Below are 12367 nucleotides of genomic sequence, written 5' to 3' on the forward strand. Positions count from 1 at the left end.
CAGGGGAGTCGCGAGGGAATTTCGGACGGTTCCGAAGCTGATTGCATGGAAGATCGAGTCTTTCCACATGGGAGGAATGGCCATGGAAAGGCTCGAGTTCGCCAGACAGCTCAGGGCAGAGCAGACGGATGCGGAGCGCACGTTATGGCATTGCCTACGCAACAGGCAGTTGGCAGGGATGAAGTTTCGGCGACAACAACCGCTGGGGCTGTACTTCGCCGATTTCTACTGTCACGAGTTGAAGCTCGTCATTGAGCTCGATGGCGGCCAGCATGTCGACAATGCACAGGACGCCACGCGAGATGCCTGGCTCAATGCGCAGGGGTATCGCGTTCTGCGTTTCTGGAATCATGACGTGCTGGGACAGACGGACGTGGTGCTGGAAGCAATCTGGCAGATGATCTCAAAATCGAAGCATGCCGATGCCCCCTCACCCCCGGCCCCTCTCCCTAAGGGCGAGGGGTGACTCGGCTGAAACCACGGAGATCCCGACAGCTCCGTACTACCGGCAAGGCACGATCAGTTCCCCTCTCCCTCCGGGAGAGGGGCTAGGGGTGAGGGTTGGTCAGGCCAGCGCAATCGCCACCCCCACCAACACCCCCACCTCCACAATCTCCACCATCGCCCCCGCCGTATCCCCGGTCGTCCCCCCCAGCCGCTGGACGAACCGACCACGCAGCCACGCGAAGACAACCAGCGCCATCACCAACGCAATCCACGCTGCCCAACCGAGCACCAGCATCACCACCGCCTGCCCACCCAGCCACAGCGGCAGTTCCCGGCGCGGCAGGTATTCGGCCAGCGCCTGGCCAAGGCCGCCCGAACGCACGTAGGGGGTGGTGAGGAAAAGCAGCGGCAACATGCCGCGCGCCAGCCAGGGGGCCAGTAGCAGGGGCAGCCACTGTCCCGTCTGTAACAGCGCAGCCAGGGCGGCGAACTTGAGCAACAGCACCACCACCAGCACGGCCACGGCGATGGGGCCGCTGCGGGGGTCCTTCATGATGGTCAGGGTGCGTTCACGATCGCCGTAGCCACCCACCCAGGCGTCCGCCGTATCGGCCAGACCGTCCAGATGCAGGCCGCCGGACAATCCCACCCAGAGCGTCAGCAAGAGTGCGGACGACAGCAAGACCGGGCGGCCCTCCAGCAGCCAGGCGCCCGCCAGCAACAAGGCGCCGATCAGCACACCGACCAGCGGATACCAGAGCAGCGAACGGCCGATCAGCCGTGGCTCCGGCATGCCCGGCAGACGCACGGGCAGGCGGGTGAGGAACTGCAGGGCGATCAGCAACGGCGTCATGGGTGTTCCCGCAGGCCGTGTTCGTCGAAGGCCAGGTGGAACAGCTCGCCGTGGGCGACCTCCACTTGCATCAACTGGCTACGCGGCAGTTGCCGGGCACGGGCCACCAGGATGCGGATCACCCCGCCGTGGGTGACCAGCAGCACCCGCTTGCCGGCGAAGCGCGCTCGCAGGCGCTCGCCAGCAGCCAGCACCCGTGTTTCGAAATCCAGCAGGGTTTCACCGTCCGGTGGCGTGTAGCTGTAGGGATCGTTCCAGAACAGCCCCAGGCCTTCGGCATGGTCCTCCATGAGCTGCGCCGCGCTACGGCCCTCCCACTGGCCGAAGTGCAACTCGCGCAGGTCGGCCTCGAAACTCAACGGCAGGCCGAGTCGCGCTTCGAGCTCGCGAGCGAACGCGGCGCAACGCTGCAAGGGCGAGCTCACCAGCACATCCCAGGAGCCCGCACCCTCGATGCCGGCGCGCATCTGCGCCCAGCCGGTTTCGGTCAGGGCGTCGTCCAGGCTGCCGCGAAAGCCGCCGCCCAGCGCGGTTTCACCGTGGCGCAGGAGATCGAGCTTCATGCCGGGCGGTCCGACACGGAAGCTTCGGCGAAGGTGGCCATGCCGCCGTGCAGGTCGCAGGCCAGGCGCAGCAGCGGCAGGGCGATGGCCGCACCACTGCCTTCACCCAGGCGCAGGCCCAGGTCCAGCAGCGGTTGCGCTTCCAGCGCCGCGAGCACGGCGACATGGCCGGGCTCGGCGGAACGATGGGAAAACAGCAGCCATTCGCGGCACGCGGGGTTCAGGCGCACGGCACAGAGCGCCGCCACGCTGCAGATGAAGCCATCCACCAGGGCTGGCAGGCCCAGTTGGGCGCAGGCGAGGTAGGCGCCGGTCAACGCCGCCACTTCGAAGCCGCCGAGGCGGCGCAGGGTTTCCTGCGGGCTGTCGCATTCCTTGCGGTGCAAGGCCAGGGCGTGCTCGATCACCAGGATCTTGTGCGCCACGCCCTTGCCATCCAGCCCGGTACCGGGCCCGGCCAGCGCAGTGGCCGGCAGCTCCAGCAGGGCACAGGCCAGGGCACTGGCGGTGGTGGTGTTGCCGATGCCCATCTCGCCGCCGACATAGAGGTCGGCACCGGCACCCAGCGCACGCTCTACACTCGAACGCCCCGCCTGCAGGGCGATCAGGCACTGGGCGGCGGTCATCGCCGGCTCACGGGCGAAGTTCGCCGTACCGGCCCCGACCTGCAGGTGCAGCACACCCGGCAGCGGTTCCAGCGGCAGTGCGGTGCCCAGGTCCACCAGCTCCAGGGTGGCACCGAGGCTCTTGGCCAACACGCTGATGGCGGCGCCGCCACGGACGAAGTTGCGCAGCATCTCGCCGGTCACGGCCTGCGGGTAGGCGGACACACCCTCTTCCACCACGCCGTGGTCACCCGCGAACACGGCGAACCAGGGGCGGTCGATGGCGGGGCGTTCACGCCCTTGCTGGGCGGCCAGGACGATGGCCAGGTCTTCCAGCTGCCCGAGGGCGCCACGGGGCTTGGTCAACTGGTCCTGGCGAGCCTGGGCCTTGGCGCGGGCGACCGGATCGAGCGGCTGGCAGGGCGCCTGCCACCAATGCAGTGAAGTCATAGGGGGTCTCCCTTGAGAATCATGGGCAGGCCGGCAACGGTGAAGATCACTCGTTCGCTGCGTTCGGCCAGGGCCTGGTGCAGCCAGCCGGCTTCGTCGACATAGCGACGGGTCAGCTCGCCCAGGGGCACGACGCCCAGGCCGGTTTCATTGCTGACCAGCAGCACGCGGCCGGGCAGCGCGGCGATGCAGCCGAGCAGCGCCTCGCGTTCTTCGTCCAGCCGCGCCGGGTCGTCCAGCATCAGCAGGTTGGTCAGCCAGAGAGTCAGGCAGTCCACCAGCAGGCAGGTGTCGGCGGCGGCGTGCTCGCGCAGCACGCGGGCGAGCTCCACTGGTTCCTCCACCAGGCCCCAGTGCGCCGGGCGGCGGGCGCGGTGATGGGCCACCCGCGCGGTCATTTCGCCATCCAGCGGCTGGCTGGTGGCGATATAGACGACCTTCAGGCCGCTTTCAGCCGCCAGCTTTTCTGCCAGCCGGCTCTTGCCGGAGCGGGCGCCGCCGAGGATGAGTTCAGGCATCGGTAAACCTCGTGGTTCGTAAGGCACGCCCGTAGGAGCCAGCTTGCTGGCGAAGGGTGGTCCGAAGGTTCGCCAGCAAGCTGGCTCCTACAGAGAGAGTCCGCACAGTGATCGCAGCCTCCCTGTATCCAGGTGCTGCTCCACCTGGTCGGCCAGACGATCGATGTCGCGTTCGCGCAGGGCGTGGTAGTCCACCGACTGCACGACGGAAAGTCCGGCCCAACGGAGAATGGCGGCAGTGGCGCCGGACGATTCGAACAGGCCATGCAGGTAGGTGCCCATGACCTGGCCATCTGCGCTTAGCGCGCCGTCGGCACGGTCGTCGTCCAGCATCACGGCGGGATTTTCCAGGCCCGCACCGGTGGTGACGCCAGCATGGATCTCATAGCCGCTCAATGCCGCGCCGTCCGGCAGCAGGCGGCCGCTGACGTTGCGCAGCTGCTTCTCCGGCTCCAGCACGGTATCCACGTCCAGCAAGGCGAGACCGGCGCTCTCCCCTGCCGGGCCTTCCAGGCCGTGGGGGTCGGCAATGCTGCGGCCAAGCATCTGGTAGCCGCCGCAGATGCCCAGCACCTTGCCGCCATAGCGCAGGTGACGCTGCACGGCCTGGTCCCAGCCGTGTTCACGCAGCCGCGCGAGGTCGGCGCGCACGCTCTTGGAGCCGGGCAGGATGATCAGGTCCGCCGGCGGAATGGGCTGGCCGGGGGCGACGAAGCTGAGTTGCACCTGCGGATGCAGGCGCAGGGGGTCGAAGTCGGTGTGGTTGCTGATGCGCGGCAGCACCGGCACCGCCACCCGCAGTACATCGCCGGACTTGGCGGCCTGGCGCTGGTCGATGGCGTCCTCGGCTTCCAGGTGGAAGTCGGTGAGATAGGGCAGCACGCCCAGCACCGGTTTGCCGGTGCGCTGTTCCAGCCAGTCCAGCCCCGGCTTGAGCAGCGCGATGTCGCCCCTGAAACGGTTGATGACGAAGCCCTTCACCCGTGCCTGCTCGCTTTCCGAGAGGAGTTCCAGGGTGCCCACCAGATGGGCGAAGACGCCGCCGCGGTCGATGTCGGCGACCAGGATCACCGGGCAGTCCACTGCCTCGGCGAAGCCCATGTTGGCGATGTCGTTGGCCCGCAGGTTGATCTCCGCGGGCGAGCCGGCGCCCTCGACCATGACCACGGAATACTGGCTGCAAAGGCGCTGATGGGATTCCAGCACCGCCGCCATCGCGACCTTCTTGTAGTCGTGATAGGCGGCGGCATTCATGCTGGTGACGGCGCGGCCATGGATGATCACCTGGGCACCGATATCCGTATTGGGCTTGAGCAGCACCGGGTTCATGTCGGTGTGCGGCGCCAAGCCGCAAGCCTGGGCCTGAACCGCCTGGGCACGACCGATCTCGCCACCGTCGGCTGTCACCGCGCTGTTCAGCGCCATGTTCTGCGGTTTGAAGGGCGCCACTGCCAAACCCTGGCGCTTGAGCCAGCGACACAGCGCCGTCACCAGGGTGCTCTTGCCAGCATCGGAGGTGGTGCCCTGCACCATCAGGGTGTTCATGGACGCTCCTTGGTGTAGTCGATCAGGCCCCGGCCGAGCCGCTCCCAGCCGGCCTCGTCCGGCGGCAGGCCAAAGCGCAGGCTGGCCGGCGTTTCGAACAGCCGGGTGAGGATGCCGCGAGCGGCGAGGAATTCGTGCAGGGCCTGCGCGTCGTCACGCAGCAGGCGCTGGAACAACGCCGTGCCGCCACTGGTTGGCAGACCACAGTCGCGCAACAGGCTCTCCAGGCGCTGGCCGTCCCGCAACAGGGCTTCCCGCTGCCGGGCCTGACCCGCCTGATCCTGCAGCAGAGCCCTGGCCAGAGCGCGCGCCGGACCGCTCACCGCCCAGGGGCCAAGCCACTCTTCGAGCCGCTGCAGCAGCTGCGGCTCGGCCAGCACGAAGCCCAGGCGGATACCCGCCAGGCCGAAGAACTTGCCGAAGGAACGCAGCACCACGAGCCCCGGCAACGGGCAATCCCCGGCCAGGCTTTCCTGCGGCGTGCAGTCCATGAAGGCTTCGTCCACCAGCAGCCAGCCGCCCTTCTCCGCCAGCCGTGCCCGCCACTCCAGCAGGGTCTGCCGGTCAAGGCGCTGGCCGGTGGGGTTGTTCGGGTTGACCACCAGCAGCACGTCGAATCGTTCCAGTTCGCGCTCGGCGGTTTGTGCATCCAGCGCTTCCAGCTCATGGCCTTCGCGGCGCCAGGCGTGGGCGTGCTCGGCGTAGCAAGGCGAGATCACCCCTACCCGGCTGCGCTCACGCAGGCGCGGCAGGGCCTGGATCGCCGCCTGGGAACCGGCCACCGGCAGCAGGGAGGCACAGCCGTAGTAACGCCGGGCCGCCTCTTCCAGTCCGTCTTCCAGTTCGGGCAGGCGCGCCCAGGCGGCTGCCGGAATGGGTGGCAAGTCCCAGCCATAGGGCGCGATGCCGGTAGAGAGATCGAGCCAGTCGGCCTCGGCTATGCCGTAGTGCCGCGCCGCTGCGCGCAGCCGTCCGCCATGTTCAAGCAAGGAACCAGCCTCCGATGAACAGCGCCGCCAACCAGAGCATCACGCCCTGGCGTACCAGGTCCATGGCGCGGCCGATGTCTTGTGCCCGCGCCGCCGGCCCTTCGCCCAGCACCGGTCGTTGATGCAGCTCGCCGTGATAGACGGCAGGCCCCCCCAGGGCCACGCCCAGGGCGCCGGCGCCGGCGGCCATCACCGGACCGGCGTTGGGGCTGTCCCACTGCGGGGCCTGTTGGCGCCAGCAGCGCAGGGCCAGGGCGGTCTTGCCGAGCAGCGCGTAGGTCAGCGCCACCAGACGGGCCGGGATGTAGTTGAGCACGTCGTCGATGCGCGCCGCCGCCCAGCCGAAGCGCTCGAAACGCTCATTGCGGTAGCCCCACATGGCGTCGAGGGTATTGGACAGGCGATAGAGCACCACGCCCGGGGCTCCGGCCACGGCGAACCAGAAAAGCGCGGCGAACACCGCATCGCTGCCGTTCTCCAGCACCGACTCGGTGGCGGCGCGGGCCACGGCGGATTCATCCAGCTCGCGGGTTTCGCGGCTGACCATGTAACCCACGCGCTTGCGTGCTTCCGGCAGGTCACCCATTTGCAGGGCGTTGGCCACGGGCTCGGCATGTTCGTTGAGGCTGCGCAGGCCGATCGCGGCGTAGAGGGCGATCACCCCCACCAGCCAGCCAATGTAAGGCAGCTCCGAGAGCAGCCAGGCGCCGAACGTCAACGGCAGCACCGCCAGCACCCAGGCGCTCACGCCATGGCTGCGCCAGCCACGGCCGCCCGGATTGAAGCGGCGCTCCAGGCGGTTGGCGAACTTGCCGAAGGCCACCAGTGGGTGCCAGCCCTTCGGCTCGCCGAGCAGGGCGTCCAGCGCCACCGCCCCCAGGGTGAACAGTCCCAGGCTCATGGACGCTGCCCCCATTGGTTCTCGAAGACCAGCTCGGCCAGCGCACGCGGCTGGGCCCAGCCTTCGAGCGCGAGCATGGGCGCCGGGTAGAAACCGGTCACCGGCCCCAGGCAGAGCACGGCGAGCGGCTTGCTGCCCTCGGGCATCCCCAGCAGTTCGGCCAGGGCCTCAGGATCGAACAGCGACACCCAGCCCATCCCCAGGCCTTCGGCGCGGGCCGCCAGCCAGAGGTTCTGGATGGCGCAGGAAAGCGACGCAAGGTCCATTTCCGGCAGGGTGCGGCGGCCGAACACGTGGGCTTCGCGGCCATCCATCAGGGCCGCCACCAGCAGTACGGCGCAGTCGCGGATGCCTTCCACCTTGAGCCGCATGAATTCGTCGGAGCGTTCGCCCAGGGCTTCGGCGGTGCGTACCCGCTCGGCTTCCACCAGGGCGTGGATACTTTCCCGCAGCTCATTGGCGGTGACGCGGATAAAACGCCAGGGCTGCATCAGGCCGACGCTGGGCGCCTGGTGGGCCGCCTCCAGCAAGCGCGCAAGCAGCTCGGGGGCTACCTCGCCGCCGCTGAAGTGGCGCATGTCGCGGCGCTCGGTGATGGCCCGGTAGACCGCCGCGCGCTCATCAAGGCTGAAGGCGTGTTCGCTCATGGTCGGAACAGCTCCACAGCCGCCCGGGGATTGGACGGCAGGTAGAAGTGAATGTAGGAGGCGGTAAGACGGCCGCTGCGGAACACCGCCTCGGCCACCGGTTTGTCGTTAGGGCAGAGGCCGCGAACCAGGGGCTCCAGCGACGAATCCAGCAACGAATGGTGGAAGGTGTGACCGCGCAGATTGCCTTCCGGCAGCGGTGCTTCCTGCAGGGCCAGGGCCGCCAGGCGCTTCTGCATGGTGGCGCGGCCGGGCAACAGGCCAAGCAGTTCGGCGCGCTCTCCGCCCGCGTCGGTCAGGGCGTCGAGCAGGTAGAGCATGCCACCGCACTCGGCGAGCATCGGCTTGCCCGCCCCGTGGTGCGCGCGGATGGCCTCGGCCATGGCGCGGTTGCCTTCCAGCTGGCGCAGATGCAGTTCGGGGTATCCGCCGGGCAGATAGAGGCTGTCCACCTCGGGCAGGTGCTCATCGGCCAGCGGCGAGAAGTACACCAGTTCGGCGCCCAGGCGCTGCAGCAGGTCGAGGTTGCCCTGATAGAGGAAGGCAAAGGAGGTGTCCCGCGCGACGCCGATGCGCACGCCGGCCAGCTCTTCGCCGACCGCCTGGACCTCGGGCGCGGCGAAATTCACCGCCGGCGGCAAGGCCACTTCGGCGCTGGCGGCCAGGGCATCGGCGGCGGCGTCCAGGCGCGCGTCCAGGTCCGCCAGTTCTTCGGCCTGCACCAGCCCCAGGTGACGGCTGGGCAGCTCCACATCCGCGCTGCGCGGCAGGGCGCCGTACCAGCGAATCCAGTCCGGCAGGCTGTCGCGGATCAGGTCGCTGTGACGCTGGCTGCCGACACGATTGCCGAGCACGCCGGCAAAGGGCAGGTCCGGCTGGTAAGTGGCCAGGCCCACGGCCAGGGCGCCAAAGGTCTGAGCCATGGCGGCGCCATTGATCACGCCGAGTACCGGCACGCCAAAATGGCGCGCCAGGTCAGCGGCCGAGGGCGAGCCGTCGAACAGCCCCATCACGCCCTCGATCAGGATCAGGTCGGCCTCCCCCGCCGCTTCCCAGAGCAGGCGGCGGCTTTCCGCCTCGCCCACCATCCACAGGTCCAGCTGGTAGACCGGAGCCCCGGATGCTCGGGCAAGGATCATCGGGTCGAGGAAGTCCGGCCCGCACTTGAACACCCGCACGCGCCTGCCCTGGCGGGCATGCAGGCGGGCCAGTGCGGCAGTGACGGTGGTCTTGCCCTGGCCGGAGGCGGGTGCGGCGATCAGCAGGGCGGGGCAGGAGCGCGACATCAGAACTCCACGCCCTTCTGGGCTTTCACGCCGGACTTGAAGGCGTGCTTGACCAGGGTCATTTCGGTGACGGTGTCGGCGGCGTCGATCAGCCCCTGGGGCGCGCCACGGCCGGTGGCGACCACGTGCTGGTGCTCGGGGCGGGATTCGATGTCGCGCAGCACCTCGTCCAGTTCCAGGTAGCCGTGCTTGAGGGCGATGTTCAGCTCGTCCAGCACCACCAGGCCGATCTGCGGGTCGTCCAGCAGGCCGCGGGCGACGGCCCAGGCCGCCCGCGCCTTTTCGATGTCGCGCTGGCGGTCCTGGGTATCCCAGGTGTAGCCCTCGCCCATCACGTGGTAGCTGACTTCCTCAGGGAAGCGGCGAAAGAAATTCTCTTCGCCGGTGGACATGCCGCCCTTGATGAACTGCACCACGCCGACCTTGAGGCCGTGGCCGAGGGCGCGGGCGACCATGCCGAAGGCCGAGCTGCTCTTGCCCTTGCCGTTGCCGGTGTGCACCAGCAGCAGGCCGTACTCATCCTGGGCCTGGGCGATCTTCTCGTCGATCACGGCCTTCTTGCGTTGCATGCGGGCCTTGTGGCGGGCGTCGCGGTCGGCGGATTCGGTCATCGGATGTTCCTCGTCACAGAGCTTGGTAACGGACGGTGAAAAACACTGCCTGTCCCGGCTGGTTGAAGTCCAGCGCGGTTTCGTAGTCGGCGTCGAGCAGGTTGGTGACCTTGGCCTGCAGGCGCCATGCCTCGGTCAGCCAGTATTCGCCACGCAGGTCGACGGTGGCATAGCCGGCCAGGCGGTCGTCGTTTTCCACGTCGTCGAAGCGCCGCCCTTCGGCATGCAGGGTCGCGCCGAGGCCGAAGCGCCCGATGCGGCGATCGAGGTCCAGGTTGAAGACCTCGCGGGCGCGGCGCGGCAGTTCATTGCCATGATTGGCGTCGTGGGCGCGGTTCTCGGTGTCGAGAAGGGTCGCGTTGGCCTGCCAGTCCCACCCCAGCCAATGGCTGCCGAGCACCAGTTCGATGCCGTCGATGCGTGCCTTGCCGATGTTGTTGGGGCTGCCGAACGGCCCCAGCCCGGAGTTCGCGTCATGCACGATCATGTCATCGACATTGGTGCGGAAGGCGTTGGCGGACCAGCGCCCCCAGTCGTGCTCACCGGCCAGGCCGACCTCGAAGGTCCCGGAGGTTTCCGCGTCCAGGTTCGGGTTGCCGTAGTCGGGGAAGTACAGCTCGTTGAAGCTCGGTGCCTTGAAGGCGGTGCCGTAGCTCAGGGCGAAGCGCACCGCGTCGGTCAGGGCGTAGCCCCAGGCGGCGTTGCCGGTGTCGTGGGTGCCGAATTGTTCGTTGTCGTCGCGGCGCAGGCTGAGCTGCCAGTCCTGGCGCCCGTGCTCGCCCAGGTACTGGGCGAACCAGCCCTTGTTCAGCCGCGAGTCCTCGGCGAATGCCGTGGAACCGCTGACTTCGTCCTGCTGCCAGTCGTAACCCAGGGTCAGCACATGGCCTTCGGCCAGGGTCAGGTCGTTCAGCCAGGATGCCGAGTTGCGCTGGGAATCGAATTGCGACGAGAAGAGGCCGCCGGTTTCCTCTCGGGAGAGGTCTTCGCTGCGGCCCGCCTGCAGGGTCACGTCCCAGGGCTCCAGCGGACTGAAGCGTGCGCGACCGCCGATGAGCCGCTGCTCGTTGTCGGCGTTGGCGTTCCACCCGCCCCCCACGCTGTAGGGGCTGACCAGGTCGTAATCGTTGTGGGCCTTGGCGCGCATCAGGGTGCCGTCGAGTTCCAGGCCATTGTCGAAGCGGTAGCCGGCGCGCAGGTTGCCGGACAGGTTGCGATAACCGTCGGCATCGGGCTCGTGATAGCTGCTGCGCGCACTGAGTGCGTCGATGCCGTCGGTGTCCTGGCTACTGACGCCGAGGCTATACCAGACCCGGCCATCGCCGCCGGAAACGCCAGCGCTGCCGTCATAGCTGTCGTGGGTGCCGTATCCTGCCGAGAACCAGGGTTTGGCCCCATCCTGTCCGCCCTTGCGGGTGAAGATCTGGATCACGCCGCCGATGGCTTCGGAGCCATAGAGACTGGAACGCGGGCCACGAACCACTTCGATGCGGTCGATCAGCTCCACCGGCAAGTCCTGGAAAGCGGTCAGGCCATTGCTGACCGAGCCCACCTTGACGCCGTCTATCAGCACCAGTACGTGATCCGACTCGGTGCCACGAATGGATACCGAAGTCTGCTTGCCCGGCCCGCCGTTGTTACTGAGGGTCACGCCCGGCACCCTGCGCAGAAGCTCGGGCACCGAACGGGCCTGGCTGCGTTCGATCTCTTCGCGGTCGATCACGGTGCTGGCGGCCAGGCTCGCGCGCACCGGCCGTTCGCTACGGGTCGCAGTGACCACCTGTTCGTCCAGCGTCAGGGGCGCGGCGGCCAGGAAGGGGGAAATGGACGTACCGCCGAGCAGCGCAAGCGCCGCCGGCCTGAAGAAAGGCTTGCGAATCAAGGTTGGATCTCCGTCGTGCCACCCGCGCGACATCTCAGTGGGTACTGCATGCGGAACGATCCGCGATGCCCTGTGTGCGACAGGCCGGTCTCCGGGCTTGCGAGTGGAGCGATGCGCTCCTGTGCCGCGCCTTCCCATGCTGGAGCACAGTGGCCGATTGCGGCATTCGACTCGCCTACCGTTGCGGGGGCAGCGCCGGATTCTTCGAAGGAATGGACCGGCTTCCCTGTTTCACCCCGTAGGCCAAGGCCAAGGGGCACCTGAGGCAGCGGCGAAGGTTAGAGGGTGCGCGGGGTAGCGTCAAATCGGCGCGAGCGACCGGCGCGGCCCTCAACAGGCAGCAAGGCTGGCAATCAGGGCCGCCATCACCTCCCCCGCCGCGCCTTGCAGGCAAAGGTCGGCACGCGCGCTGAGGGGCGTGGGCTGCGGGTTGATTTCCACCAGATGGGCGCCATGACGTTTGGCCAGGAATGGCAGTTCGGCCGCCGGGTAGACCAGGCTGGAGGTGCCGATGCTGAGGAACAGGTCCGCGTCCTGGCTGGCCTCGGCAGCCACCTCCAGCGCGGATTCAGGCAGGCTCTCGCCGAACCAGACCACGGCCGGGCGCAACAGGCCGCCGCATTCGCAGCGCGGGATGCTGCGCACATCCTCCGGCCAGTCGCCGCCATCGCGCCGGCACTTGAAGCATTTCAGGCGATGGATATTGCCGTGCAGTTCCAGAGGCGCGCCGCTACCGGCGCGCTGGTGGAGGCCGTCGACGTTCTGGGTGATCAGGGTGACCTTCGGCAGCCGCCGCTCCAGTTCCGCAATGGCCAGGTGCGCCGGGTTGGGTTGCACCGCCAGGCAGCGCTCACGGCGCCAGGCGTACCAGTCCCAGACCGTCTGCGGATCGGCCCGGAAGCCCTCGGGGCTGGCCAGTTCCTCGGGGCGGTATTTCGCCCAGAGGCCGGTCTGGGCGTCGCGAAAGGTCGGGATTCCGCTCTCGGCGGAAACGCCAGCGCCGGTGAAGATCACCAGATGGCAGGCATTGCACAGGCGCGAGACAAGGTCGTCGGGGATGCGCGTCATTT

At 68.3% G+C, this 12367-nt stretch carries 13 protein-coding genes and 1 riboswitch; of the genes, 1 reads left to right on the forward strand and 12 read right to left on the reverse strand.

Annotated elements, in window-relative coordinates:
* The first annotated feature begins 82 nt into the window (after window positions 1-82).
* On the forward strand, window positions 83-466 hold the full coding sequence (locus FXN65_RS19520; protein ID WP_151135487.1) for an endonuclease domain-containing protein: 384 nt from the start codon (window positions 83-85) through the stop codon (window positions 464-466).
* Window positions 467-565: 99 nt separating this feature from the next.
* On the opposite strand, the gene FXN65_RS19525 is transcribed toward FXN65_RS19520, so the two are convergent.
* From FXN65_RS19525 to FXN65_RS19580, 12 genes are all read right to left on the reverse strand, one after another.
* Window positions 566-1300 (reverse strand): adenosylcobinamide-GDP ribazoletransferase, encoded by a 735-nt coding sequence (locus FXN65_RS19525; protein ID WP_151135489.1) that lies wholly within the window; start codon window positions 1298-1300, stop codon window positions 566-568.
* On the reverse strand, window positions 1297-1863 hold the full coding sequence (cobC, locus tag FXN65_RS19530) for an alpha-ribazole phosphatase family protein (RefSeq protein ID WP_151135491.1): 567 nt from the start codon (window positions 1861-1863) through the stop codon (window positions 1297-1299). The genes FXN65_RS19525 and cobC overlap by 4 nt, the downstream gene beginning before the upstream one ends.
* Window positions 1860-2918 (reverse strand): nicotinate-nucleotide--dimethylbenzimidazole phosphoribosyltransferase, encoded by a 1059-nt coding sequence (gene cobT, locus FXN65_RS19535; protein ID WP_151135493.1) that lies wholly within the window; start codon window positions 2916-2918, stop codon window positions 1860-1862. The genes cobC and cobT overlap by 4 nt, the downstream gene beginning before the upstream one ends.
* The gene (gene cobU / locus FXN65_RS19540) at window positions 2915-3436 is read right to left on the reverse strand and encodes a bifunctional adenosylcobinamide kinase/adenosylcobinamide-phosphate guanylyltransferase (RefSeq protein WP_151135495.1); all 522 of its coding nucleotides are present in this window, start codon (window positions 3434-3436) and stop codon (window positions 2915-2917) included. The genes cobT and cobU overlap by 4 nt, the downstream gene beginning before the upstream one ends.
* Window positions 3437-3523: 87 nt before the next feature.
* Window positions 3524-4981, reverse strand: a complete 1458-nt coding sequence (locus FXN65_RS19545) for a cobyric acid synthase (RefSeq protein ID WP_151135497.1) — start codon at window positions 4979-4981, stop codon at window positions 3524-3526.
* Window positions 4978-5970, reverse strand: a complete 993-nt coding sequence (gene cobD, locus FXN65_RS19550; RefSeq protein WP_151135499.1) for a threonine-phosphate decarboxylase CobD — start codon at window positions 5968-5970, stop codon at window positions 4978-4980. Before cobD ends, FXN65_RS19545 begins: the two co-directional genes overlap by 4 nt.
* A complete protein-coding gene (cbiB, locus tag FXN65_RS19555) occupies window positions 5963-6871 on the reverse strand; it encodes an adenosylcobinamide-phosphate synthase CbiB (RefSeq protein ID WP_151135501.1) in 909 nt (302 codons plus the stop codon). Before cbiB ends, cobD begins: the two co-directional genes overlap by 8 nt.
* Window positions 6868-7518 (reverse strand): 5,6-dimethylbenzimidazole synthase, encoded by a 651-nt coding sequence (gene bluB, locus FXN65_RS19560; protein WP_151135503.1) that lies wholly within the window; start codon window positions 7516-7518, stop codon window positions 6868-6870. The genes cbiB and bluB overlap by 4 nt, the downstream gene beginning before the upstream one ends.
* Window positions 7515-8804: a cobyrinate a,c-diamide synthase gene (locus FXN65_RS19565; protein WP_151135505.1), complete on the reverse strand. Its 1290-nt coding sequence runs from the start codon at window positions 8802-8804 to the stop codon at window positions 7515-7517. The genes bluB and FXN65_RS19565 overlap by 4 nt, the downstream gene beginning before the upstream one ends.
* Window positions 8804-9415, reverse strand: coding sequence for a cob(I)yrinic acid a,c-diamide adenosyltransferase (gene cobO, locus FXN65_RS19570; protein WP_151135507.1), 612 nt, complete (start codon window positions 9413-9415; stop codon window positions 8804-8806). The genes FXN65_RS19565 and cobO overlap by 1 nt, the downstream gene beginning before the upstream one ends.
* A gap of 13 nt (window positions 9416-9428) precedes the next feature.
* Window positions 9429-11294 carry a TonB-dependent vitamin B12 receptor gene (btuB, locus tag FXN65_RS19575; RefSeq protein WP_394351305.1) on the reverse strand — a complete coding sequence of 622 codons (1866 nt, stop codon included), beginning with the start codon at window positions 11292-11294 and terminating at the stop codon, window positions 9429-9431.
* A gap of 68 nt (window positions 11295-11362) precedes the next feature.
* Window positions 11363-11576: riboswitch (cobalamin riboswitch) on the reverse strand.
* A gap of 51 nt (window positions 11577-11627) precedes the next feature.
* Window positions 11628-12365, reverse strand: coding sequence for an SIR2 family NAD-dependent protein deacylase (locus FXN65_RS19580; RefSeq protein WP_151135511.1), 738 nt, complete (start codon window positions 12363-12365; stop codon window positions 11628-11630).
* Between the last annotated feature and the right edge of the window lie 2 nt (window positions 12366-12367).

Source organism: Pseudomonas lalkuanensis (assembly GCF_008807375.1).
GTDB lineage: Bacteria > Pseudomonadota > Gammaproteobacteria > Pseudomonadales > Pseudomonadaceae > Metapseudomonas > Metapseudomonas lalkuanensis.

Excerpts from the sequence above, each read along its gene's own strand:
- FXN65_RS19565 (WP_151135505.1), bottom strand. The coding sequence starts at position 8,804 with ATGTCGCGCTCCTGCCCCGCCCTGCTGATCGCCGCACCCGCCTCCGGC.
- cobT (WP_151135493.1), bottom strand. The coding sequence starts at position 2,918 with ATGACTTCACTGCATTGGTGGCAGGCGCCCTGCCAGCCGCTCGATCCG.
- FXN65_RS19525 (WP_151135489.1), bottom strand. The coding sequence starts at position 1,300 with ATGACGCCGTTGCTGATCGCCCTGCAGTTCCTCACCCGCCTGCCCGTG.
- FXN65_RS19580 (WP_151135511.1), bottom strand. The coding sequence starts at position 12,365 with ATGACGCGCATCCCCGACGACCTTGTCTCGCGCCTGTGCAATGCCTGC.
- FXN65_RS19520 (WP_151135487.1), top strand. The coding sequence starts at position 83 with ATGGAAAGGCTCGAGTTCGCCAGACAGCTCAGGGCAGAGCAGACGGAT.
- FXN65_RS19545 (WP_151135497.1), bottom strand. The coding sequence starts at position 4,981 with ATGAACACCCTGATGGTGCAGGGCACCACCTCCGATGCTGGCAAGAGC.
- cobO (WP_151135507.1), bottom strand. The coding sequence starts at position 9,415 with ATGACCGAATCCGCCGACCGCGACGCCCGCCACAAGGCCCGCATGCAA.
- bluB (WP_151135503.1), bottom strand. The coding sequence starts at position 7,518 with ATGAGCGAACACGCCTTCAGCCTTGATGAGCGCGCGGCGGTCTACCGG.
- cobC (WP_151135491.1), bottom strand. The coding sequence starts at position 1,863 with ATGAAGCTCGATCTCCTGCGCCACGGTGAAACCGCGCTGGGCGGCGGC.
- cbiB (WP_151135501.1), bottom strand. The coding sequence starts at position 6,871 with ATGAGCCTGGGACTGTTCACCCTGGGGGCGGTGGCGCTGGACGCCCTG.
- cobU (WP_151135495.1), bottom strand. The coding sequence starts at position 3,436 with ATGCCTGAACTCATCCTCGGCGGCGCCCGCTCCGGCAAGAGCCGGCTG.